Annotated in this window: 20 protein-coding genes and 1 pseudogene; 15 read left to right on the top strand and 6 right to left on the bottom strand. The window is 59.2% G+C overall.

Going from position 1 to position 24,520, the window contains the following annotated elements:
- The first annotated feature begins 71 nt into the window (after positions 1-71).
- Both DFS28_RS14490 and DFS28_RS14485 read left to right on the top strand, forming a co-directional pair.
- Positions 72-2,627: a LuxR C-terminal-related transcriptional regulator gene (locus DFS28_RS14490; protein WP_111450371.1), complete on the top strand. Its 2,556-nt coding sequence runs from the start codon at positions 72-74 to the stop codon at positions 2,625-2,627.
- A 164-nt stretch (positions 2,628-2,791) separates the two neighbouring features.
- Positions 2,792-6,238, top strand: a complete 3,447-nt coding sequence (locus DFS28_RS14485; protein WP_111450370.1) for a dermonecrotic toxin domain-containing protein — start codon at positions 2,792-2,794, stop codon at positions 6,236-6,238.
- Between the two features lie 17 nt (positions 6,239-6,255).
- On the opposite strand, the gene DFS28_RS14480 is transcribed toward DFS28_RS14485, so the two are convergent.
- The gene (locus DFS28_RS14480) at positions 6,256-7,038 is read right to left on the bottom strand and encodes an IclR family transcriptional regulator (RefSeq protein ID WP_111450369.1); all 783 of its coding nucleotides are present in this window, start codon (positions 7,036-7,038) and stop codon (positions 6,256-6,258) included.
- A 164-nt stretch (positions 7,039-7,202) separates the two neighbouring features.
- Between DFS28_RS14480 and hmgA the strand changes: the two genes are divergently transcribed.
- From hmgA to maiA, 3 genes are read left to right on the top strand one after another with little or no spacing between them, the layout of a single operon-like run.
- On the top strand, positions 7,203-8,507 hold the full coding sequence (gene hmgA, locus DFS28_RS14475; RefSeq protein ID WP_111450368.1) for a homogentisate 1,2-dioxygenase: 1,305 nt from the start codon (positions 7,203-7,205) through the stop codon (positions 8,505-8,507).
- Between the two features lie 3 nt (positions 8,508-8,510).
- Positions 8,511-9,818 carry a fumarylacetoacetase gene (gene fahA, locus DFS28_RS14470; protein WP_111450367.1) on the top strand — a complete coding sequence of 436 codons (1,308 nt, stop codon included), beginning with the start codon at positions 8,511-8,513 and terminating at the stop codon, positions 9,816-9,818.
- A gap of 12 nt (positions 9,819-9,830) precedes the next feature.
- Positions 9,831-10,466, top strand: coding sequence for a maleylacetoacetate isomerase (gene maiA / locus DFS28_RS14465; protein ID WP_111450366.1), 636 nt, complete (start codon positions 9,831-9,833; stop codon positions 10,464-10,466).
- A 120-nt stretch (positions 10,467-10,586) separates the two neighbouring features.
- Here the strand turns inward: maiA and DFS28_RS14460 are convergent, their stop codons facing one another.
- A complete protein-coding gene (locus DFS28_RS14460) occupies positions 10,587-11,390 on the bottom strand; it encodes a SirB1 family protein (RefSeq protein WP_111450365.1) in 804 nt (267 codons plus the stop codon).
- Between the two features lie 183 nt (positions 11,391-11,573).
- Between DFS28_RS14460 and DFS28_RS14455 the strand changes: the two genes are divergently transcribed.
- The 4 genes from DFS28_RS14455 (at position 11,574) to DFS28_RS14440 (ending at position 15,908) form a co-directional block, all read left to right on the top strand.
- A complete protein-coding gene (locus DFS28_RS14455; RefSeq protein WP_111450364.1) occupies positions 11,574-12,593 on the top strand; it encodes a Glu/Leu/Phe/Val dehydrogenase dimerization domain-containing protein in 1,020 nt (339 codons plus the stop codon).
- A 115-nt stretch (positions 12,594-12,708) separates the two neighbouring features.
- Complete coding sequence (pdhA, locus tag DFS28_RS14450; RefSeq protein ID WP_111450363.1) at positions 12,709-13,803, top strand: pyruvate dehydrogenase (acetyl-transferring) E1 component subunit alpha; 1,095 nt, start codon at positions 12,709-12,711, stop codon at positions 13,801-13,803.
- Positions 13,796-14,782, top strand: a complete 987-nt coding sequence (locus tag DFS28_RS14445; protein WP_111450362.1) for an alpha-ketoacid dehydrogenase subunit beta — start codon at positions 13,796-13,798, stop codon at positions 14,780-14,782. Before pdhA ends, DFS28_RS14445 begins: the two co-directional genes overlap by 8 nt.
- Before the next feature lie 16 nt (positions 14,783-14,798).
- Positions 14,799-15,908, top strand: a complete 1,110-nt coding sequence (locus tag DFS28_RS14440; protein ID WP_111450361.1) for a dihydrolipoamide acetyltransferase family protein — start codon at positions 14,799-14,801, stop codon at positions 15,906-15,908.
- Between the two features lie 162 nt (positions 15,909-16,070).
- On the opposite strand, the pseudogene DFS28_RS14435 reads toward DFS28_RS14440, so the two are convergent.
- Positions 16,071-16,325: pseudogene (locus tag DFS28_RS14435) on the bottom strand (YebG family protein); the annotation flags it as partial.
- Between the two features lie 307 nt (positions 16,326-16,632).
- Here DFS28_RS14435 and DFS28_RS14430 point away from each other — a divergent pair.
- The gene (locus DFS28_RS14430; RefSeq protein WP_111450359.1) at positions 16,633-17,133 is read left to right on the top strand and encodes a phosphate-starvation-inducible protein PsiE; all 501 of its coding nucleotides are present in this window, start codon (positions 16,633-16,635) and stop codon (positions 17,131-17,133) included.
- Here DFS28_RS14430 and DFS28_RS14425 read toward each other — a convergent pair.
- The 3 genes from DFS28_RS14425 to DFS28_RS14415 form a co-directional block, all read right to left on the bottom strand.
- Positions 17,130-17,447 (bottom strand): DUF3509 domain-containing protein, encoded by a 318-nt coding sequence (locus DFS28_RS14425; protein WP_111450358.1) that lies wholly within the window; start codon positions 17,445-17,447, stop codon positions 17,130-17,132. The genes DFS28_RS14430 and DFS28_RS14425 overlap by 4 nt on opposite strands.
- Positions 17,448-17,664: 217 nt before the next feature.
- Positions 17,665-18,966, bottom strand: coding sequence for a serine/threonine transporter (locus DFS28_RS14420; protein WP_111450357.1), 1,302 nt, complete (start codon positions 18,964-18,966; stop codon positions 17,665-17,667).
- A 60-nt stretch (positions 18,967-19,026) separates the two neighbouring features.
- Positions 19,027-20,403 carry an L-serine ammonia-lyase gene (locus DFS28_RS14415; protein WP_111450356.1) on the bottom strand — a complete coding sequence of 459 codons (1,377 nt, stop codon included), beginning with the start codon at positions 20,401-20,403 and terminating at the stop codon, positions 19,027-19,029.
- A gap of 135 nt (positions 20,404-20,538) precedes the next feature.
- Between DFS28_RS14415 and DFS28_RS14410 the strand changes: the two genes are divergently transcribed.
- The 5 genes from DFS28_RS14410 (at position 20,539) to DFS28_RS14390 (ending at position 24,520) form a co-directional block, all read left to right on the top strand.
- Positions 20,539-21,486: a LysR substrate-binding domain-containing protein gene (locus DFS28_RS14410; protein ID WP_008150625.1), complete on the top strand. Its 948-nt coding sequence runs from the start codon at positions 20,539-20,541 to the stop codon at positions 21,484-21,486.
- A gap of 213 nt (positions 21,487-21,699) precedes the next feature.
- Positions 21,700-22,107: an HPF/RaiA family ribosome-associated protein gene (locus tag DFS28_RS14405; protein ID WP_111450355.1), complete on the top strand. Its 408-nt coding sequence runs from the start codon at positions 21,700-21,702 to the stop codon at positions 22,105-22,107.
- 203 nt (positions 22,108-22,310) lie between these two features.
- On the top strand, positions 22,311-22,613 hold the full coding sequence (locus DFS28_RS14400; RefSeq protein WP_008150609.1) for a DUF3649 domain-containing protein: 303 nt from the start codon (positions 22,311-22,313) through the stop codon (positions 22,611-22,613).
- Complete coding sequence (locus tag DFS28_RS14395) at positions 22,613-24,193, top strand: PepSY domain-containing protein (protein WP_111450354.1); 1,581 nt, start codon at positions 22,613-22,615, stop codon at positions 24,191-24,193. The genes DFS28_RS14400 and DFS28_RS14395 overlap by 1 nt, the downstream gene beginning before the upstream one ends.
- Entirely contained in the window at positions 24,194-24,520 is a 327-nt protein-coding gene (locus tag DFS28_RS14390; RefSeq protein ID WP_111450353.1) for a DUF3325 domain-containing protein, read from the top strand. It begins immediately after the preceding gene.

The following is a 24,520-nucleotide window of genomic DNA, read 5'->3' as shown; positions in this document are numbered from 1 at the left end:
GCTGAATACTTCTCAACAAGCGGGTTAGAGAGGGCTAGGGTTGCCGGACAATTATAAAAAGGCACGCCGCAATGACCGCCATGATCCCGTGTCTGGACCGTCCTGGATTCCTGCCCCGTCTGTCCACTCATCACCTGTCACGGGCTCGCTTGACCGAGCCGTTACTGACCTCCACGGCACGGGTGAAATTACTCTGCGCGCCGGCCGGCAGTGGCAAGACTGCGCTGCTCGCCGAATGCCTGTTACAGGCCCCGCTGCAGTGCCGCGTGTTCTGGTTGCCATTGTCTGGCGTCGCATTGAGCGCAGTGGATTTTCGCCATCGTCTGGCAGAAACCCTGGGACTGGCTTCGTCGGACGAATCCGAGTTGCTGGGCTATCTGGCGCGATTGCAGACGCCGACCTGGCTGTTTCTCGATGACTATTGCCGCCTGCCTGACCCGGAGTTGGACCTGTTGCTCGATCGCATGCTGGCGACCAGCAGTCCGATGCTGACCTGGTGGCTGGGTGCTCGCCGCCGGCCACCCTGCAACTGGCCAAGGTTGCTGCTCGACGATGAGTTGTACGAGTGCGAAAGCACTTCGCTGGCTTTCACGCCAGATGAAGTCGAGCAGATCGTGCAGCCCTGGGTACCGGAGCATGCCGGCAAAGTGGCCAGTCGGATCATCCAGCGCACCGGCGGCTGGTGTGCCGGTGTGCGGATTGCATTGCTGCAAAAGTGCGATTGGTCGCGACAGAACAAACCCCTGGGACGGGCGGATACCTTGCTCGATTATCTGGAGCATGAGTTGTTCAACTCGCTGACGCCTGAGTTGAGCGAAGCCTGGCGCGTGCTGGCCCACCTGCCCCGCTTCAATGCCAGGCTGTGCGATCACCTGTTCGGGGCCGGCGAGGGCGCTCAGTACTTGCGGACCTTGCAAGCACTGGGCTGTTTTATCGAACCTTGGGGGGACTCCACCGATTGGCTGCAGATATTCACCCCGTTCACGCAGTTGTTGCGCGATGAGCAATGGCCGGCGGGACGCTCCTGGCATCGGCGTGCCTGCCAATGGTTCTGTACCGAACAGGACTGGAAATCGGCCTTCGAACAGGCCTTGCTCGCCGAGGAATATGAGGTGGCGGTCAGCCTGTTGCAGCACTTCAGTTTCGAGCATTTGTTCGAGGAGCAAACGGTGGTGCTGTTGTTGCGTTTGCATGAGCAGCAAGGCGAGGAATTGACGCTGGGCAGCCCGCAATTGGTCGGATTGATTACAGCTGCGCTGTTGTTCGCCGGACGTTTCGAACAGGCGACTGCCTGTATCGCTCATTTGGCGCATTTCACGCCTCAACCCTCGGCGGTGCTTGAGCGTCAACTGATTGCACGTTGGCAGGCCCTGCAGGGTTGGTTGCTGCATTTACAGGGACGAATGGAGGCTTCGCGCGCGCACTTTCTTGATGCGTTGAACGCACTCGATCCCGAGTGTTGGACGGCGCGCCTGATGTGTTTGTCCGGTTTGACGCAACAGGCATTGCTAAGGGGCGAACTCGACGTGGCGCAAGCCCACAACCGCGACGCGCTGTGCCTGGCGCGGGCGCAGGGTTCGCTGGTGTTCGAGGGCCTGATGGAGCTCGATCATGCGCAATGGCTGGAGCAGCGGGGTGCCCCGGCTCGCGCCGAGAGTCTGCTCTGCAATATCGATGAACTACTCCGTCAGCGGTCGGATCGACCCGCACCCTTGTTGGGACGAATTGCATTGCGTCGTGGGCGGTTGGCCTTGTGTCAGGGGCTGGATGAACAGGCAGCGGATTTTTTTCAGGCCGGGTTGGAGGACTGTGTTCGCAATCAAGACAAACGTGCGCTGTACGGGTTTCTCGGGCAGGCACAACTGGCCGCCAATCAGGGCGACTACGCCCAAGCCTTCGTCCGCCTGCGCGATGCCGAGCGATTGATGCAGCAGCGGCAGATTCCGGACACGGTCTACCGTGGTGCTCTGCTGCAGGTCAGCAGTCAGTGCTGGTTGCAACAGGGGCGTCCCGAACTGGCCCGCGAGGCGTTGAGTCGGGTGCTAAAACATTATCGGGGGCCACAGGCCCGGCAGGCTCCCCCGGCGACACTGGAACTGATTCCGCGGATTGAGTATTTGTTGGTTCTGGCCGAGGTGAAACTGCAGCGGGTGGAGAATCCTTTGGCTCGACTCGCCGCTCTGCTTGAGCACACACAAGTGAACGCAATGGTCAGCCTGGAAGCCGAGCTTCTGCTGGCGATGGCCGAGGTGGCCTTTTTGGTGGGCGAACTGGGGAGTGCCCGGCAGTTTTTCGAAAAGGGCGAAACGAAGGCGAGCCGTTGTAACTTGCCGCAGTTGTTGACGCAGTTATACAGACGTTGCCCCAGCCTCTTGTCGGAATTGCACGTTGTCGATAATAACGAGCCATGTTCCGACAGGGAGACTAATGAAAGCCCACTGAGTCTGAGAGAGTTGGAAGTGCTTGAGTTAATTGCGTCAGGAAGTTCTAACCGGCAAATAGCTGATAAGTTGTTCATCTCATTGCATACTGTTAAAACACATGTCCGGCGGATTCATGGAAAGTTAGGGGTTGAGCGCAGGACGCATGCCGTGGCAAGGGCAAGAATGCTGGGTTTGTGCGGTTAATGGTTATTTAATAAAATCATTAACCTGTTTTTATGTTCTGGGTAATTAATGTTTTGTAAAGGGCGGCGGGTGTCTTTATTGGTTTTGATTGCGTTAAGTTAATTGCACTGGTTCAGGCAACGTTCGTTGTCTGATTTTTTAAAGTGCATTAATGGAATATGCATATGAGTGTTCAGGAAGTATCGCTGACACAGGCGCATCTGGGGCCGGTGTTTGAAAGTTTTACCGCGCTGGAAGAAGCGCTGAAGAAAAGCCCGTCGTTTAAACTAATCCTGCAAGAGGTTTTGTTGAAGGAACTTCAGCAGCTGTTGCCGGAGGTCTTCATCAGCAAGACTTACATCCATGCCCGACGTTCAGGCATTACGAATCAGGAGCCGACCGGTCTGTTCATGGATGTGTTCATGGAGTGTCTGAGCCGTGGGCGTGCTCCGGTTTATGACGCAACTCAGTACGGCGTTTATGACGTGCATAACTCCGTGGATGAGTCGGACCGGGTCGACGGTCTGGACGTGGTTGCTCTAGGGGAGCTGATCGGCGATGTGCTGGGTACGCTGGAACAAAAATACACGCTAGGTCTGGAACGATACTGGACGACACCTCTGGGCAAGGACGTCAACAGTAGTAAGCTGGCCTCTCGCCGCAGTGATCTGCGGGACTTGTATGGGGCGCTTTTCTGGCAAGAGTTGAAAGCAACAGTACAAATGCAAGGGGTGAGGTCGGAAGTAGAAGAGAGCTGCGAAGTTTATATCAGGGGCAATCTCCAGACGCCGGCTTGCAGTCTTTCTGTGGAACTGGAAAACGGACGATTTGCAACGCTGGCTTGTTGTTTTGTCATGTATTCAAGTGGCCGGACCATCGATGAGCTTGTGCCTGCCAATGATGACTGGGTCATTCTTTATACCCCTGAAAACGGGCTGGAAACGTTCCAGACGTCGGCAATAATGCACCGCTCGCTTGAGCAGCGCCTGAGCGACCCGAAAAGCCGAATGCAGTTGCTCAAAGGTATTTCACAGCAGGACGCTGAACAGGTCAAAAGTGTTCCCGATATCCGTTATTTCAGAATCTATGGCGAAATTTTCCAGATCGTCATCGACAATTTGTTGAATAAACAATGGCATGAAGTTGCTCATGGAATTCGCCGTTTGCTGGAGCCGGATGCGGATCTGCCCGCCATCGTTCAATCGATTGAGCAGAGTCAACGTCTGGGCGAATTGGGCGAGGATGCCAAGAGCCGCACCGCACGTCTGCTCGCACTGATGACGAAGAACGCCAGGCCGCAATGGCTGAAGGACACTTCCACCACCGAACAGGAAATTTTTGCCTCTTTGGAACAGGCGTTGCTCAGAAGCCAGGTGAAATTGCATGAGGCGATGGGGGGGCTGTCTTCATTTCAGGAGTATGTGCGGCGTGTCGTCGAAGAACATATTTCCCAGGGCGATACCAATCGCGTTGATCCCGATACCGTTTGGGTGGAGGTAACGCATCGGGTACGTATGGGCACCAGGAACATCGAGCATGTCCAGCGTAAAAATCTGACACAGCTGTTCATGTACGGTGTGCATGATGTTGAAGGGCAGTACACCATTCAGTTTAAAGAGAATCATTACAATCCACGACTGACAGTTTCCAATATCAAATTCGCCATCCGGCAGTTTGATCTTCGTTTGAAATATGCCAATGAGCGAACTTATCGCCTCAGCAATCCGCAAGTTAAAGACGCCATGCGGGAAGTATTAAGTCAACAGACTGCACTCAGTAACTACGCCGCGATACTTCAAAAACATATCAGCCCGAAAGCACAGGACATCATGCAGCGCTATCTGTTTGGCGATCCTGGAATGGAGGCGTACAGCGTTGCTTTTGTCCACTACTACCGCCCCTTCAAAGATATGATCGTTTACCGTGCCAGAGGTACAACTCCTGAACTTTCGATGCATGTGCTCTATGCGCCTGGTGCACCGACGGGCCAGCAATGGTATGAGTTTCCCGATCTGACGGCATTGAAGCGACAGTTCGGTACGTGGGGTTTCGGGCAGCGCAACAGTGACTTCCTGATCGGGCAGGCTTTCAGCACGGATCGTGCGGAGTTCGTGAAGGACTATCTCTCCTATGACGAGCCGGAGCGGGTGCTCCAGCCATGGTGGTGGGGCGGTGTCACTTTGGTGAAATGGACGAGCGGAGTGGAAGACGGACCGCTGATGGGCGCCATCCATAACATTGTCGACTGGGAGATTGCCGAAGAACAGGTGGTTACACCCAACTGGTACAGAAAGGCTGCGGCACAAGATCGCGAACTTTTCACAAGGCTGAACACAGACTTCAAAGCCATCTACCAGGTATCAAAAGAACCACTGCATATTGAAACGTTTGCTGCCTTCTCACGAAAATTGGTCATGAAGGCGCTGAACGATTATCTGCGTCTATCCGGCCCGCACCCGGAAATCGATCCGGATCGGGTGAGAGTCAAGTTGCGTGGATACGACTATATGACGCTCACCAATGTGTTCATTCAGTGGCAGATTTGGCGCGCTGATGGAACGGTGTGGTTCGGCTCCATGGATAACTCGTCGCTGGGGCGCTTGAATGAGGCCACCGTCACTGCGTTGATCGATTTATTGCCGGGAGAAAAATATGAGCAGTATCTGCAGCAGGATTTTCTGGCAACGCCTTCTTATGATCTGAAGTCGAAGCTTTACTGCAAGATCGTGCAGAACGAAATGCTCAGGGCAGCATTGACACAAAAACTTCAGGGCTCTCTTTCCGGTGAACACTTCAATTGGCTCAAGGGGCTGATCGAGGGTCTGGATCATGATCGTTCTTACAATCCGGTTCCGTTCCTGACGGGTGCCGCGCCAGGCGAAGGCGTTTATACGCTGGCGCTCGAAGGGCGACGGTTGGAGGGGGCCTATACGTTTGGGCGCAACGTGGCTGGCAGGTTGGAATACCTGATCTACATTCCGAAAGCACCGGATGGCCTGACATTCCGTCCCATTGAGTCATTGACTCAGGGCTTGAAGGGATACTCACTGGGCAATCATGTTGTCGGACTTGTCAGGTTGGAAGACAGAGGCGTAGTGCAACGTTATGTCGACAACTGCCGCAATGCTTCAGATGCCTTGCCGACGCCAAGGTTGCAAGACAGTTACCCTGTGAGCCACTTCAGGTTCGAATACAACAGCATGGTGTCGCGGCTTATCTACGACGTCGACTATCAGACGAGCACGCATGCGGAAATCTTCTGGCGTAATGTGATGACCGGCGCAGAACTGGTGGTGGATGTCATCTCGCTGTTTGTCCCTCCAGTCGCTCTGGTGGCCAGCATCCTGCGTATCACGCGTTCGATTGTTCAAGGTGTGATTGCCTACAGCCTGGGCGATGAGGATGCCGGCAAAGCCTACCTCGCCTCGGCCTGGAGAAGCACCATCCTCTTGTATGTGGGCATCGTCGCGGGGGTTGGCACATCCACTTCGGCAGTGGGCCTTCTGTCGCGGATCAAGGACATCTCCGATATTGTGTCGACCGCGAGCGGCGTTCCGGTGGGCGTCGACTATGTCACTGCAGTGACGTCCACGTACCTGATTCAGGACAGTCAAGCCCGAATCACAGACTGATCCTGCCGGGTTAGCCATTACTCCGGCTGATACCCCATCCGCCAACTCACGGCCCGCGTCGCAGCCAGCAACCGCTGCGCCGCCGGGCCGTTTTCGTCGGCGTGGAACAACGAAGCCGGACCGACGATGGTCAGCACGGCGGCGATCTGTCCGACCGCGTTGAACACCGGGGCCGACAAGGCGTCCACGCCCGGCATCAGCAAACCATGCACATGATGCAGACCGCGTTCGCGGATCTGTTCGCACAACGTCTGGTAGGCCTGATCGTCCGCCAGCGCATGTGAAGCGCTGCTGTGCAGTTCCCGCTCGCGCAATTCGACGGTTTCACGCTTGGGCAGATAGGCGCCGAACACCAGCCCTGTGGACGAACTGAGCAACGGCAACACCGAACCCAATTGCGTCACCACCGTCACCGCGCGCACTGCCGGCTCGATGTGCACCACGGTCGCGCCCTGGTTGCCCCACACCGCTATAAAGCAGGTTTCGTTCAACTCATCGCGCAATTCAGCCAGGGGCAGGGCGCCGACTTTCAGCACGTCCATACTGTTGAGTGCTGCCAGCCCTACACGCAAGGCTTCGCGGCCCAGACCGTAATGGTTGGTGGCCGCATTCTGTTCAGCAAAACCGCTGGCGATCAGCGCCTGTAGATAGCGGTGAACCTTGCTCGCCGGCATCTGTACGTGTTCGGCCAGGCGCGACAGTGACGTCGATGGCGATAACTCGGCCAAGGCCTTGAGGATGTCGGTGCCGACCTCGGCCGAGCGGACTTTCTGTTTATCGTTGCTGCGCGGCGTTTCCATGGAGGCGGTCTGATCCCGGGACGAATGGGCGTCTTTATAGCTTGACGGTCAATACCAATCAAATTACGTTAAGCGTAATCGAATTACGATAAAAATAACCCGGGCGTGCCCAGACCTCTTGAATGGAGCGACAGGCCATGCCTACTCCCTGTTCAGGAGGCTCCATGAACCTCGATTCAACGGCGCCCGAGCTGGCTTATCAGTCCGGCTTCGGCAACGAATTCAGCAGCGAAGCGTTGCCTGGCGCACTGCCCGTCGGCCAGAACTCCCCGCAAAAAGCCCCGTACGGTCTCTACACCGAACTGTTCTCCGGCACCGCGTTCACCATGGCCCGCAGTGAAGCGCGGCGCACCTGGATGTACCGTATTCAGCCGTCGGCCAATCACCCGGCGTTCGTCAAACTGGATCGGCAACTGGCCGGCGGCCCGTTGGGTGAAGTGACCCCCAATCGCCTGCGCTGGAACCCGTTGGACATCCCGAGCGAGCCAACCGATTTCATCGATGGGCTGGTGAGCATGGCTGCCAACTCCGGCGCGGAAAAACCGGCCGGGATCAGCATTTATACCTACCGCGCCAACCGTTCCATGGAGCGCGTGTTTTTCAACGCCGATGGCGAACTGCTGCTGGTACCGGAGCTGGGACGTCTGCGCATCACAACGGAATTGGGCGTACTGGAACTGGAGCCGCTGGAAATCGCCGTGCTGCCACGCGGCCTGAAATTTCGCGTCGAACTGCTCGATCCGCAAGCCCGCGGCTACATTGCCGAGAACCACGGCGCGCCACTGCGCCTGCCAGACTTGGGGCCGATCGGCAGCAATGGCCTGGCCAATGCGCGGGACTTCCTGACCCCGGTCGCGCATTACGAAAACCTCAAGCAACCGACCACGCTGGTGCAGAAATTCCTCGGCCAGTTGTGGGGCTGTGAGCTCGATCATTCGCCGTTGAATGTGGTCGCCTGGCACGGCAACAACGTGCCGTACAAATATGACCTGCGTCGTTTCAACACTATCGGCACGGTCAGTTTCGACCACCCGGATCCGTCGATCTTCACCGTCCTGACGTCGCCGACCAGCGTCCACGGTCTGGCCAACCTCGACTTCGTGATCTTCCCGCCACGCTGGATGGTCGCCGAGAAAACCTTCCGGCCACCGTGGTTTCACCGCAACCTGATGAACGAATTCATGGGCCTGATCAAGGGCGAGTACGACGCCAAGGCCGAAGGCTTCGTGCCCGGCGGCGCGTCCTTGCACAGCTGCATGAGCGCCCACGGCCCGGATGGCGAAACCTGCACCAAGGCGATCAACGCCGAACTCGCACCAGCGAAAATCGACAACACCATGGCTTTCATGTTCGAGACCAGCCAGGTGTTGCGCCCGAGCCGCTTCGCCCTGGATTGCCCGCAACTGCAAAACAACTACGATGCCTGCTGGGCCACGCTGCCCGCCACTTTCGACCCGACCCGGAGATAACCCATGACTCAGACTTCCATCACTCGTAGCTGGGTTGCCTCCGCCAACGGCCACGCGGATTTTCCGCTGCAAAATCTGCCGTTGGGCGTGTTCAGCGTGAAGGGCGGCGCGCCGCGCAGTGGCGTGGCGATCGGCGACCATATCTTTGATCTGGGAGCGGCACTCGATGCCGGGCTGTTCGACGACGGTGCCGCGCGGACCGCCGTTGAAGCCACCCGTGGCGGCCAGTTGAATGCATTTTTCGAGCTGGGTCGCGAAGCTCGTGTCGCCCTGCGTCAACGCATGATCGAGTTGTTCAAGGAAGACAGCACCCAGCGCGGCAAGATCGAAGCCCAAGGCGCAAAACTGCTGCCACTGGCGGCGGATTGCCAGATGCACCTGCCAGCGAAAATCAACGACTACACCGACTTCTACGTCGGCATCGAGCACGCGCAAAATGTCGGCAAACTGTTCCGTCCCGACAACCCGTTGCTGCCGAACTACAAGTACGTGCCGATCGGTTATCACGGCCGCGCTTCGACCATTCGCCCGTCGGGCACCGATGTTCGCCGTCCGAAAGGCCAGACGCTGCCAGCCGGCCAGACCGAGCCGACGTTTGGTCCGTGCGCACGTCTGGACTATGAGCTGGAGCTGGGCATCTGGATCGGTCAGGGCAACGCGATGGGCGACTCGATCGCCATCGGTGACGCGGCCGATCACATCGCCGGTTTCTGCCTGCTCAACGACTGGTCGGCGCGGGACATCCAGGCTTGGGAATACCAGCCGCTGGGGCCGTTTCTGTCGAAGAGTTTCATCACCAGCATCTCGCCTTGGGTGGTGACGGTCGAAGCGCTGGAGCCGTTCCGTCGCGCTCAGCCGGCACGTCCGGAAGGCGATCCACAGCCACTGCCGTACCTGTTCGACAAACGCGATCAAGCCGCTGGCGCCTTCGACATCGAACTGGAAGTGCTGCTGCTCACCGAAGGCCTGCGCGAACAAAATCTGCCAGCCCATCGCCTGACCCTCAGCAATACCCAACACATGTACTGGACCGTGGCGCAAATGGTCGCGCACCACAGCGTCAACGGCTGCCAGTTGCAGGCCGGCGACCTGTTCGGTTCGGGCACGTTGTCGGGGCCGGAGAACGGTCAGTTCGGCAGCCTGCTGGAAATCACCGAGGGTGGTAAAAAGCCGATCGAACTCGCGTCTGGCGAGGTGCGTAAATTCCTTGAGGACGGCGACGAAATCATCCTGCGTGCCCGTTGCAACCGCGAGGGTTTTGCCTCCATCGGTTTCGGCGAATGCCGCGGCAAAGTGCTGCCGGCGCGCTAAGAGGATCGGGTCATGGAACTCTATACCTACTACCGTTCGACTTCGTCCTTTCGGGTGCGTATTGCGTTGGCGCTCAAGGGACTGGACTACCAGGCGCTGCCGATCAACCTGATCGCGCCGCCAGGTGGCGAACATCGACAGCCGCCGTATCTCGGCATCAATCCGCAAGGCCGGGTGCCGGCCTTGCGCACCGACGAAGGCGAACTGCTGATCCAGTCGCCGGCGATCATTGAATACCTGGAGGAACGTTATCCACAGGTGCCGCTGCTCTCCAAAGACCTCGCTGCTCGCGCCCATGAGCGTGGCGTGGCGGCAGTGATTGGTTGCGACGTGCATCCGCTGCATAACGTCAGCGTACTCAACAAGCTGCGGCAGTTGGGGCACGATGAACCGCAAGTGGTGGAGTGGATCGGGCACTGGATCAGTCAGGGATTGGCGACGGTGGAGCAGTTGATCGGCGATGAGGGTTATTGTTTTGGTCCGACGCCTGGGCTGGCGGATGTTTACCTGATCCCGCAGCTGTACGCGGCCGAGCGCTTCAGCATTTCACTTGAGGCGTATCCGCGGATTCGTCGAGTGGCGGCGTTGGCGGCGACGCATCCGGCATTCATCAAGGCGCATCCGGCGAATCAGCCAGATACCCCTTAACACCCTCACACCGAACCAATGTGGGAGCGGGCTTGCTCGCGAAGAGGGTGTGTCAGTCAACATGAATGTAGCTGACACACCCTCTTCGCGAGCAAGCCCGCTCCCACAGGGGATGTGTGGTTAATGGACGATGGAGTTTGGCGGCAGGTGTCCCAACCGTTCAGTCAGGCGAATCCGCTGAATCGGGTCGTCACTGAGCAGCAGGGCATGCTCCAGGTCAAAGCGCTCGGCGTTCGGGCAATCCAGCCGTTGATAGAGGCTGGCCCGGGCCAGGTAGTCGGAGGCACTGGCGTTGCCCAGTTCCAGCACACGTTCGGCGTCGATCAGGGCACCGATGTAGTCATCGTTGGAAAGGTGTAACTGACGCAGGTTGCGCGACAGCCGCTGCAGCATTTGTACCGGTTCGGCGGTGAGCAAATGCTCGGCGACAAGCTGCATGTTCGGGCCGTACTGGCGTTGCAGCAATTCCCGGCAATCGTTGGGGTACAACCGACGTCCGCCGCACGGGTCGAGCAGGTGATCGGCGCCCGGTACCCGCAGCAGGAAATGCCCGGGGAAGTTGACTCCAACCATGGGGATTTCCAGACCTTTGGCCAGTTCCAGAGCAATCAATCCCAGGCTCAGTGGCTGCCCGCGTCTGCGTTCCAGCACTTTATTGACCAGCGCGACTTGCGGACGCAATGGCGTGGAGTCGTCCTGAGCGAATCCCAAGTCATTCATACGCCGTAACAACGGCTGGGCCAGCTCGCTCACCGGCAACATCGGCAAGCCACAACTGACCCGTTGTTGCAGGTCCTTGAAATCTTGCAGCACGGCCTCGGGATTGACCTCACTGTCGTGTTCGGCGGCAATCCACAGCGCCGCCTCGAACAGCGCGGGCGGTGAACGTTGCAGACAGTCGAAAAAACGTTGGCGGGGGGTCATCAAAATCTCCGGCTAATGCCTCGTTTTAGCCCCGTCTCCGGCATTCGTCCAGTGTCGAACATGGGCGGTTGACGGATATGTCCGAAAGTCTGCATGGCGGCGTCGCTTATTCCGGTGCGCTTCTGCAATTTTTGGGCGCAAGCCTATACTGGCCACTACAAGAAGTGATTCGGGAGCCCTACGATGTTCGCTCTCATGCAAAGCACTCGCCTTGAATCCCTGCATCTGAGCGTCGACTCGGTCACCGGGTTGAAGGCGGTCATTGCCATTCATAACAGCCGTCTGGGACCTGCCCTGGGCGGGTGTCGTTACCTTGCCTATCCCAGCGACGAGTCCGCCGTCGAGGATGCGGTGCGCCTCGCCCAAGGCATGAGTTACAAGGCGGCGCTGGCCGGCCTGGCTCAGGGCGGCGGCGTGGCGGTGATTGTTCGCCCGGTTCATGTGGAAAACCGCGCCGCGCTATTCGAAGCCTTCGGGCGTTGCATCAATCAGCTCGACGGCCGCTACATCACTGCCATCGACAGCGGTACCTCGGTGGCGGACATGGATTGCATCGCTCAACAGACCCAGTACGTCACCAGCACCACCGCGGCGGGCGACCCGGCACCGCACGCGGCGATGGGCGTGTTCGCCGGTATTCGTGCCACCGCCATGGCCCGGCTGGGCAGCGATAACCTCGAAGGCCTGCGAGTGGCGATTCAAGGGCTCGGCAACGTTGGTTTTGCCCTCGCCGAACAGCTGCACGCCGCCGGAGCCGAATTGCTGGTCAGCGACATCGATCACGGCAAGGTCCAACTGGCGATGGAGCAACTTGGCGCCCATCCGATCGCCAACGACGCGCTGCTCAGCACCCCTTGCGACATTCTCGCGCCCTGCGGCCTCGGTGGCGTACTCAATAGCCACAGCGTGACGCAACTGCGCTGCGCAGCGGTGGCCGGCTCGGCGAACAACCAACTGACCCATCTGGAAGTCGCTGATCAACTGGAGCGGCGGGGCATTCTGTATGCGCCGGATTACGTGATCAATTCCGGCGGGCTGATCTACGTTTCGCTCAAGCACCGCGGCGAAGAGCTATCGACCATCACCGCACACCTGTCGAAAATCAGCTCCCGGCTGACCGAAGTCTTCGCCCATGCCCAAGCGGAAAAACGCTCGCCGGCCCGGGTAGCTGACGAGTTGGCGGAGAAAGTGCTGTATCGATGAGGTTGAACCGATGAAGGAGTGAGGGCCTATCCGGCAGACTTGCTCCCAAGGCCTGGCGCCACAAGCGTCAGGCTTGACTGACGCACGCTGACGCGGCGTGCCAGGAGCCCCTGTGATGCTTCACAAGGTTGAGCTGCCTTACACCCGATTTTTATCCCCTGACGGCCAATTGCTCGGCGAACTTCCTGCCTGGGCCGACGATTTCAATTTGCTCACGCGCCTTTATCGGCAGATGGTCCTGACCCGCCTTTTCGATCAGAAAGCCGTCGCCCTGCAACGCACCGGGCGCATCGGCACTTATGCGCCGACATTGGGCCAGGAAGCCATCGGCGTCGCCGTCGGCAGCGTGATGCACGCCGAAGACGTGCTGATTCCGTATTACCGTGACACCGCCGTGCAGTTGATGCGCGGGGTGCGCATGGAAGAAATCCTCCTGTACTGGGGCGGTGACGAGCGCGGCAGCGATTTTGCCGAACCGGCGGCGGCCCAGGACTTTCCGATCTGTGTGCCGATTGCCACCCAGGCGTTGCATGCCTGCGGCGTTGCCAGTGCATTCAAAATCCGCGGCGAACATCGGGTCGCCGTCACCACCTGCGGCGACGGCGCCACCAGCAAGGGCGATTTCCTCGAAGCCCTCAACGTCGCCGGAGCCTGGCAGTTGCCGGTGGTGTTCGTGGTCAATAACAACCAATGGGCGATCTCGGTGCCACGGCGGATTCAGTGCGGCGCCCCGACCCTGGCACAGAAAGCGATCGGTGCCGGGTTCCACGGTGAGCAGGTCGACGGCAATGACATGCTCGCGGTTTACGACCGATTACATGTGGCCCTCGAACGGGCGCGTCACGGTAAAGGCCCGGTGTTGCTGGAATGCCTGAGCTACCGCCTCGGCGATCACACGACGGCCGACGATGCCACACGCTACCGGTCGGCGGACGAGGTCAAGCAGGCCTGGCTCGAAGAACCGGTCAAACGCCTGCAACGTTTCATGGTCGACCAGGGCGTGTGGGACGAAGGCCGCGAACAGGCGTTGATCAGCGAATGCCAGGGCTTGGTGCAGCGCGCTGTGGATAACTTCGAGGCTGCGGGAACCCAGGCGCCCGAATCGATCATGGATCACGTCTACGCCCAATGGCCGGCGTCCCTCGCCGGGCAGCGTGAAGAATTGCTCGAAAGGGCTGCGCGCCGCGCGGGAGATGCGAGCCATGAGTAACGGCAAAGTTACGTTGCTGGAAGCGGTGAATCTCGCGCTGCATCGGGCGATGAGCGAAGACGAGAACGTCATCGTCCTCGGTGAAGATGTCGGGGTGAACGGCGGCGTGTTTCGCGCCACCCAAGGGCTGCGCGACAGCTTTGGCTTCAAGCGAGTGATCGACTCGCCGCTGGCCGAAACCATGCTCGGCGGACTGGTGGTCGGCATGGCCGCTCAGGGCTTGAAACCAGTGGTGGAAATCCAGTTCATGGGTTTCATCTACGCTGCCATGGAACACCTGGTGTCCCACGCCAGCCGCATGCGTAATCGCACTCGCGGGCGGATCACGTGCCCGATGGTGATGCGCACGCCGATGGGCGCAGGAATTCGCGCGCCGGAACATCACAGCGAAAGCACTGAAGCATTGTTCGCGCACATTCCAGGTCTGCGGGTGGTGATTCCGTCATCGCCGGCCCGGGCCTATGGCTTGTTGCTGGCGGCCATCGATGACCCGGACCCGGTGGTGTTTCTCGAACCGACCCGGCTCTATCGCATGAACCCGCAACCTCTGTTGGATGACGGTAAACGCCTGCCACTGGACAGCTGTTTCACCCTGCGTGAAGGCAGCGACATCACGCTGATCAGCTGGGGTGCCAGTGTGATGGAAACCCTGCAAGCTGCCACCGCATTGGCCGAGCGGGGCGTCTCGGCGGAAGTGATCGATGTCGCGAGTATCAAGCCGCTGGACCTCGACACCATGGAAGCTTCGGCGCGCAAGACCGGTCGTTGCGTGATCGTTCATGAAGCGCCGCGCTCCTGTGGCGTCGGTGCGGAAATCGCCGCGAGCCTCTATGAGCGGGTGTTGCTGGAATTGCAGGCACCGATCCAGCGCGTCACGGCGCCGGACATTCCGCCGCCGCTGTATCGACTTGAGTCGCTGTACATGCCCAACGTCGAGGACATTCTTCAGGCCTGCGATAACGTTCTTCACTTTGACTGAACCCAAGGAGGCTGCGATGAAATACTTCAAACTGCCGGATCTGGGCGAAGGTTTGCAAGAGGCGGAAATCGTCCGCTGGCACGTCGCGGTCGGCGATACCGTCACGGCCGATCAACTGCTGGTGTCGGTAGAAACCGCCAAAGCCCTGGTGGATATTCCCGCGCCCTATGACGGCGTGGTGGCAAAACTTTACGGCGGCGAGGGCGACATTGTTCACGTCGGAGAACCCTTGCTCGGCTACGAAGGCGAAGCCGATGCGGGCACCGTAGTGGGGCGACTCGAAGGTGGCGGAAGCAGTCAGGAGGACTCGTTTTTCATCGGGGCGGCCCCCTCCACCCGGGAGCACCTGGCGACTCGCGCCACGCCGGCCGTGCGGCAACTGGCCCGGCAACTCGGTGTGGAGTTGAGCGGGGTGACGGGCTCTGGCCACGAGGGGCTGATCACCCGTACGGATGTGGAAAACGCGGCTCAAACTGAACTGGATCGCTTCGGCGGCGAACGGTTGCGCGGTGTGCGGCGCAGCATGGCGTTGAACATGGCCCGGTCCCACGCCGAAGTCGTGCCGGTGACGATTTTCGGTGATGCCGATCTGCATCGCTGGGGTCAGGCCCGCGAACCGCTGATTCGTCTCGCCAAAGCGATGGCGGCCGCGTGCGCCGTGGAGCCGGTGCTCAACAGCGCTTTCGACGGCAAAAGCCTGTCGCTCAAGCAACACGAACGGCTCGACCTGGGCATCGCCGTGGACACCCCGGACGGCTTGTTCGTGCCAGTGCTGCGCGATGTCGGTCATCGCACTTCGGCTGATTTGAAGGAAGGCGTCATGCGATTAAGAGCCGACGTGCAGGCGCGATCGATTCCGCCCAAGGAAATGATGGGTGCAACCCTGACGCTGTCGAATTTCGGCACCTTGTTCGGTCGCTACGCCAACCCGGTGGTGGTGCCGCCGCAAGTCGCGATCCTCGCCGCTGGCGCGATCCATGACGAACCGGTGGCGGTTGAGGGCGCGGTGATGGTGCATCCGGTGTTGCCGCTGTCCCTGACTTTCGATCATCGCGTGGTCACGGGGGGCGAGGCGGCGCGTTTCTTCAAGGCGCTGGTCGAGGCGCTGGAACAACCCGACGCTTAGGTTTTTCGCAGGCATGAAAAAGGCCCTGAGTCATTTGACTCAGGGCCTATTCAATTCGGGCGTTGCTTACTTGGCAGCCTTGGGCGCTTTAGCAGGCTTGGTCGGCTCAGCGACTTCAGCAGGTGCAGGTGCCTCAACGGGGGCAGCCTTTTCAACGACTTCAGCAGGCGCATTGAGCAATTCGGACAGCGCGTCCGGTTGGCTCTTGAACGCCTTGGCGAACACATCGCGGTTCTTCGCCATGTAGATACCGGCTTCTTCCACTTGCTGTTCGGTCAGGGACGGAACGGCTTTTTGCAACACTTCGGCCAGCAACTCGGCCAGTTCGAGCATTTTGTCATGACGGTCAGCTTCGGCTTTATCCATGAACAAGCGCTCCAGATCTCGGCTGCTGCGGTATACCACTTCGACGGCCATTCACCACCTCACATGCCTTCACATTAAGTTGTCTTGTCGACCACTGTATTTATATACAGCGAAAAGGATAAGCGAATCCCTGCGCTTTGGGTAGTGGCTTTTTAATGTAGACCGAAATCAGGTGGTCTGCGCAAAACCTGTGGGAGCCGAGCTTGCTCGCGATGAGGCCCTCGAATACAGCACAAAAGTGTCCAGTAGCAGCCCATCGCCATCTCACCCAACAGCCTCTGGCCTTTTTTCTGCATGCAAGACAAACGTCACGTCAAACCCGCATCATCCGCTCGAACCGAGCTAAGGAAGAATCATCGTGAAAATCAACTGGGCCGAGAACCTGCGGCAGAACGTGCATCAACTGGCCGAGTCCCTGGGCAACCTGTTCGTCGAGACCTTCCATTACATGGCGCTGTTCGCCATCGGTGCAGTCACCGCGTGGGCGGCGGTGATGGAGTTTTTGCAGATGATCGAGGCGGGGCACATCAAAATCGATGACATCTTGCTGCTGTTCATCTACCTGGAACTGGGGGCGATGGTCGGGATTTACTTCAAGACCAACCACATGCCGGTGCGTTTCCTGATCTACGTCGCGATCACCGCGCTGACGCGACTACTGATCTCCAACGTCTCGCACCACAACCCACCGGATATCGGCATCATCTACCTGTGCGGCGGGATTCTGCTGTTGGCGTTCTCGATTCTGGTGGTGCGTTACGCTTCGTCGCAATTCCCTTCGGTGAAGATCGAACACCCGCAACGCAAGATCGGTGCGGGTTCCGGTGAGCATTCCGAAGTCGAGAAGGGCGAGCTTTAGAGGCGCATGGCTGGCCGGCTGTGGCCCTTGACGCGCGGCGGCGGCAGGTTGTGATTGTCGCCGTCGGTCATGGCTTCGAGGATGGCCACGGCGCTATGGCCCTGTTCGATGGCGATGCCGAACTGAATGCTTTGTACCAGGCGTTTGAGGCGCTGGGGGTCATTGCGTTGTTCGGCGCTGATCATCCGTTTGGCGACCACGTGGCCGTTGTTGGACAGGGTCAGCATGATGCTGCCATCCAGACCCTGAATGCTCAGGTTGATCTGATAATCCGCTGCAAAAGCATCGGTAATGAGCTGAAAAGGGTTGTCCATTTTGCGTTACCGCCTGATTGAACGTGCAGTTGTTGACCCACCGTGATCGGGATTAGTTCGCAACACCAGACCACCGGCACGTCGCTCGCTGAGGTTTTCAAAAGTCCTTTTGCCTCACAGGTAACGTAGCAAGGGGCATGCCGGAAAAATTGTCGAACAATAGACACGGCAAAAAGAAGGCGGGCACTACAGCCCGCCTTCTTTTTGCCTGCCCGTTTCAGGGCATGAATGAGTAGATGATCGCAGACAGTGCAATCAAACCGATCAGCACCACGAACACGTTCGAGGCCTGCCCCGAATACTGGCGCAAGGCTGGCACTCGATGGATGGCGTACATCGGCATCAGGAACAACAGGCACGCGATGATCGGCCCGCCGAGGGTTTCGATCATGCCGAGGATGCTCGGGTTGAAGGTCGCCACGGCCCAGCAACTGAGGATCATGAACAGTGCGGTCACGCGGTTCAGCCAGCTCGCCGACATCACCCGGCCACGGCCGCGCAGGCTTTTCACGATCAGCCCCTGAAAGCCTTCACTGGCGCCGATGTAATGGCCGAGGAAGGACTTGGTGATCGCCACCAGCGCAATCAGCGGCGCCGCGTAAGCGATGACCGGCGTCTGGAAGTGGTTGGCCAGGTACGACAGGATCGAGATGTTCTGCGCCTTGGCAGCCGCCAAATCCGCCGGTGACAAGGCCAGCACGCAGCTGAAGCAGAAGAACATCACCGTCACCACCATCATTGCGTGGGCGATGGCGAGGATGCCGCTGCTTTTGCGTTCGGCCTGTTCGCCGTAACGCTGTTTCTGATCGACGGAGAAGGCGGAGATGATCGGCGAATGGTTGAACGAAAACACCATGACCGGAATCGCCAGCCACAAGGTCTTGAAGAACAGCGGCATCGGCATGCCTTCACTGGCGGTGGCGAAGAATGCGCCGTTCCAGTTCGGGATCAGGCTCAAACCGAGCAGCAGCAACGCCGCCACGAACGGATAAACCAGCACGCTCATGCATTTAACGATGACGCCCTGACCGCAACGGACGATGGCCATCAGACCGAGGATCAGCACCAGTGACAGAATCGCCCGTGGTGGCGGGGCGATGTGCAACTGATGCTCCATGAAGCTGCTCAAGGTATTGGTCAGCGCCACGCTGTACACCAGCAGAATCGGGAAGATCGCAAAGAAATACAGCAGCGTGATCAGCTTGCCGGCCCCGATGCCGAAGTGTTCTTCCACCACTTCGGTGATGTCCCCGGAACGCCCGGACAACACGAAGCGGGTCAGGCCGCGGTGGGCGAAGAAGGTCATCGGGAAGGCCAGCACTGCCAGGATCAGCAGCGGCCAGAAACCGCCTACGCCGGCGTTGATCGGCAGGAACAGCGTGCCAGCGCCGATGGCGGTGCCATAAAGGCCAAGCATCCAGGTGGTGTCGTGTTTACTCCAGCCTTTGTGGGTTATTTCGCTATTGCGTGTCAGGTCTACAGCAGGATTATCGGCAGCAGGTGTACGTACATCGGTCATCGTTTGGCCTCGTTATTGTTCTTGCTCGGGCTCACGTGTTACAGGCGTCGGGAATGCTCCTCAGCACTCCACCCAGCTGACAGCCAGGCCGCCCCGTGAAGTCTCTTTGTATTTGTCATGCATGTCGGCGCCGGTATCGCGCATGGTACGAATCACTCGGTCCAGGGAAATGAAGTGTTTGCCGTCGCCGCGTAGCGCCATTTGCGTAGCGTTGATCGCCTTCACGGCAGCAATCGCATTGCGCTCGATGCACGGCACTTGCACCAGGCCGCCGACCGGGTCGCAGGTCAGGCCGAGGTTGTGTTCCAGGCCGATTTCGGCAGCGTTTTCCAGTTGCTCTGGCGTGGCGCCGAGCACGTCCGCCAACCCGGCGGCGGCCATGGCGCAGGCGGAGCCGACTTCGCCCTGGCAGCCAACTTCGGCGCCGGAGATAGACGCGTTTTTCTTGCAGAGGATTCCTACGGCCGCAGCGCCCAAGAAGAACGCGACGACGTCATCGTCCGACGCGTCCGGGTTGAATTTCATGTAGTAATGCAGCACCGCCGGAATGATCCCCGCCGCGCCGTTGGTCGGCGCCGTGACCATGCGCCCGCCCGCTGCGTTTTCCTCGTTCACGGCGAGGGCAAACAGGTTCACCCACTCCATGGCCGATAGCGTGGAGGTGATGACATTCGGCTTGCCGATTTCCAACAGGCTGCGGTGCAGTTTCGCCGCGCGACGGGGAACATTCAGACCGCCGGGCAGGATGCCTTCATGGCGCAGCCCTTGCTCGACGCATTCGCGCATCACCGACCAAATGTGCAGTAGTCCCTGACGGATTTCGGCTTCGCTGCGCCAGGCCAATTCATTGGCCATCATCAACTCGGAAACGCGCAGACCGTGCAGGTTGCAGAGCTTGAGTAGTTCGGCGGCACTGGAAAAATCGTACGGCAGCACCACATCGCTGGTGGGCGCGATGCCGGACTCGGCTTCGGCCGCTTCGATGATGAAACCGCCACCAATCGAGTAGTACGTTTGCTCTGCCAGCTCTCCGGTTTCGCCGAAGGCTGTCAGTGACATGGCATTGGGGTGGTAGGGCAGACTCTCGTCGAGCAGCAGGAGGTCGCGTTGCCAGTTGAAGGCGATGGTGGTTTTGCCTGCCAGAGACAGTTCGCCGGTTTCGCGCAGGGTCTGGATTCGGCTGTCGATGGACGTGGGATCGATGCTGTCCGGCCACTCGCCCATCAGGCCCATGACGCAGGCGCGGTCGGTGGCGTGACCGACGCCGGTCGCCGACAGCGAGCCATAAAGCCGGATTTCTACCCGCCGTACGTCGGCCAGCAATTGTTGGTCAATCAGGGCTTGGGCGAAGGTCGCGGCGGCGCGCATCGGGCCGACGGTATGGGAACTGGACGGACCGATGCCGACTTTGAAGAGATCGAAAACACTGATAGCCATGCTAAAGCCTATACAAGCAATGGAAGAGAAATCGCTGCCATTTTTGTAGGACAAGCGCAATGTCGGCGATACTGCCTACCTCGGTCCTACGTGACCAACGAAACTTCCTAAGACAGCCTTTAGCAGGACTAAACAATGAGTCGCCAATTGCACGCTCAGACTTACGTCTGGCTGCACGTGTTTTCCTGTGCCGCGCGGCACTTGTCGTTCACCCGTTGCGCCGAAGAACTGCACATCACGCCGGGTGCGGTCAGTCAGCAAATCCGACAGCTGGAAGAGCGACTGGGTTTTCGCCTGTTTCATCGTCGCGCTCGCGGCGTGGAATTGAGCGCTGAAGGCCAGCGACTGGCCATCACGGTCAACGAGGCTTACGGCAGCATCGATGCGGAATTGCGACGACTGGACGCCGGAATGATCAGTGGAATTTTGCGGGTGCGCTCGATTCCATCGTTCCTGAGCAAGTGGTTGACCCCAAGGTTGCCGCGCTTGCAGCAGCGCTTTCCGGACATTCAATTACGTCTGGTGGCCGAGGACAGCAGCGTGCCATTGCACGAAGGCGACTTTGACTTGGCCATCGACCTGAATGACGGCAGCTATCCCGGTTTGTTATCCACAACCTTGCTCGACGAACAGATCTTCCCGGTCTGTGCCCCAAGCCTGCTGCGCGGCCGGCCGCCGCTGCATGGCCCGGCGGACCTGATGCATTTCCCGTTGCTGCACGACATTACCGCCTGGCGCGGCAGTTACGAGTACGCAGAATGGGAGTTTTACCTCAACGCCATCGGCTTCGAAGGTGCGGACGTGCGGCGCGGGCACACCTTCAATCGCAATCACCTGACCATCGAAGCGGCGATTGCCGGGATGGGCGTGGCGATTGCGCGGCGAACGTTGCTCAATGACGAATTGGAGCGGGGGACGTTGATCGTGCCGTTTGGCCTGGCGGTACCCAATCACAAGCGTTACGTGCTGCTCTATGCGCCTGGGGCGCTGAGCCATCCGGGCGTGCGTGCGGTGCATGACTGGCTGGTGGAGGAGGCGGGGATATTTCGAAGCCTGCACCCGCTGGCGGAGCGGCAGATGTGAGCAATTGTGACAAAAGAGTCAGGCGACCCAACTCCCGACCTTAACAGCGCTTTTGCTCCTTGTCTGGCTTTTTTTGCGTATGAAAATTTATCTTTTTTTAGGGGTTGAATTGTTCTGCGAGCCGACCGATTGTGTAAGTAAGAGGTCACGGTGATGACGCCCAAGGGCCAGCCGATGTGCCTCTCGCGAGCTAGCTGAAATAAGGGATGAACTATGCAAATCCAAGTCAACAGCGATAACCATATTCAAAGCAGCATCCGACTGGAGGAGTGGGTACGTACTACCATTGAGAGCACGCTCGAACGTTATGAAGAGGACCTGACACGCGTCGAGGTTCATCTGCGGGACGAGAACGGCGACAAGCCCGGTCCCCATGACATGCGCTGTCAGCTGGAAGCGCGGCCAAAAGGCCACCAACCGATTTCTGTCACCCATAAAGCCGCAAACCTGGAACTGGCGATCGACGGTGCGGCCGAAAAACTTGAACATGCGCTTGAGCACCTGTTCGGCAAACTGCGGGGCAAACCACGTGCCGCTATCGTGCCGTTCGAGAGAGTTGCAGCCGATGCGCTGCTGGAAGACGAGTTTCTCGAGAACGAACAGGCTGCGCAAAACGGCTGATATCTGATTAGGTTTTTACCTTCCACCACTGACAAACGGGTCTGCTTATGCAGGCCCGTTTTTGTTTGTGCTGACTGACCGCTGACTGGTGTAACAACGATCCCGTCGTATTCTATTTTGCACATGAGAATATTTATCATTAATATTGCGGCCTTGTTGGCTCCGTGACATTCACGAGGCCTCACCCGTTTCAAGGTCGAAACATGAAAGGCAAAATCACCGCGCTCCCCGTTTCCTACCGACTGGCCGTCACTTCCCGAGTGCTGGCCGCCGTGCTGGGGGGGTACCTCGTCGCGGCATTGGCCAGTGTCAGCCTGACGATGTGGCTGCCTTTGGCTCGTGGCGAAGCGGTGGTCACCGGGATGATGACCTCGTTTCTGGTGTATCTGGTCGCCGTACTCTGGTGCTTTGCCTGTCGCAGTGCGTGGCAAGCCTGGTTCGGATTGATCGTGCCGAGCGTGGTTTTGGCGGCGGTGGCGGGGCTGGCGTACTGGATGGGCCACTGATGAAAGAGGGCTTTCGGCGGGCCATGGCCTGGCTGCACACCTGGGCCGGGTTGATCTTCGGCTGGCTGCTGTTCGCGATTTTCCTGACCGGCACGCTCGCCTATTTCAAGGATGAGATCAGCCACTGGATGCAGCCGGAAATTCCCGCCCGTTCGCTGTCCTCAGAAGCCAGTCTGACCCTGGCCCAGCACTACCTTGAGCAGCACGCCGCGGGTGCCTCGCGATGGCTCATCGATTTGCCGGATGCTCGCGAACCCGGGCTGTCGGTGAGGTGGCAGCAAGCACCGGCCAAGCCCGGCACGCGCGGTCAATTCACCGAAAAACGCCTCGATCCGCAAACCGGTGCAGAAGTGCAGGGCCGGGAGACGCGCGGTGGCGAGTTCTTTTACCGCTTCCACTTTCAGCTGCAGATGCCCTATCCGTGGGGGCGCTGGCTGTCGACGATCGCAGCGATGGTGATGTTCGTCGCGCTGATCAGCGGGATCATCACCCACAAGAAAATCTTCAAGGACTTCTTTACCTTCCGCCCGCGCAAGGGCCAGCGCTCCTGGCTGGACGGGCACAACGCGGTGGGCGTTCTGGTGTTGCCGTTTCATCTGATGATCACTTACAGCAGCCTGGTGATTTTCATGTCGATGGTGATGCCGGCGAGCATCCTTGCCGCGTACAACGGTGATGTCGAGGCGTTTTACGATGAGGTGTTTCCGGCGTCCAATACGCCCGACATGGCGGGCAAGCCGGGCCCGTTGGCACCCTTGGCTCCGCTGCTGGAACGGGCCAGCGAGCTGTGGTCGGGCGGGCGAACCGGGTCGCTGACGGTGAACAATCCGGGCGATGCGAATGCCTCGGTCATTCTTGCGCGTGACGGCGCCGACCGAGTAGTCCACGACTTTGGCAGCGCGGTGACATTCAACGGCGTGACCGGGCAGCTACTCAGCGCAACGCCGAAGCAAGCATTGCCCATGGCGATTGCCGGCAGTTTCTATGGCTTGCACATGGGCCATTTCGCCGGTTCGGTGTTGCGCTGGCTGTACTTCATGTGTGGTTTGGCGGGCACTGCGATGATCGGCACCGGACTGGTGATCTGGCTCGGCAAGCGTCAGCTCAAACATGCGAAGAGCGGTGTGATGCCGTTTGAGTTGCGGCTGGTGGAAGTGCTGAACATCGCCAGCCTGTCGGGGTTGATGGTCGCGGTGGCAGTGTTCTTCTGGGCCAATCGATTATTACCGGTCGGGATGTCCGGGCGGGCGGATTGGGAAGTGAACGGCTTCTTCATCGTCTGGGGCCTGAGTGTGTTGCACGCCATGGTCCGCCGCGGTCGCGCCGCGTGGGTCGAACAGTTGGCGCTGACGGCGTTGCTGTTCTGTGCGCTGCCGTTGCTGAACGCGTTGACTACGCCTTATCACTTGGGCGTCACCCTGATGCAGGGGGATTGGGCCATGGCCGGTTTCGATCTGACGTGTCTGGGCAGTGGTCTGTTTTTCGCGTGGACTGCGTGGAAAATGCAGCGCGCGGGGCAGGCTGGAATCGCCACCCGACCACGGGCGAAACCGATGCTGCTTGAGCAAGAGGCGCACTGAATGTTCCTGGCCTTGTTGCTGTGCTACGGCGGTTTCACCGCGCTGTGTTTATCGATGGATCGGCATCACGCCGAACTGCTGGGGCGCAAGCCCTCGGCCCGTCGCCGCCAAGGAATGAAACTCAGTGGCTGGTTGTTGCTGGCGTTATCGCTGTGGGCTGCGGTGTCGTCGACGGGTTGGGGACTTGGATTGGTGGAGTGGTTTGCGGTGTTGATGCTCAGCGCTTTGCTGCTGGTGTGGTTGATGCCGTATCGCCCGCGCCTGGCCTTGGCGTTGGCCGGTTTGAGTTTGCTTGCCAGCCCCGTCGCCGTGTTTGCAAAGGGCTGA

Source organism: Pseudomonas sp. 478, from assembly GCF_003254125.1.
Taxonomy (GTDB): domain Bacteria; phylum Pseudomonadota; class Gammaproteobacteria; order Pseudomonadales; family Pseudomonadaceae; genus Aquipseudomonas.
Note: the sequence above shows the minus strand (reverse complement) of the source record. Positions and strands in the feature narration are given on the sequence as shown.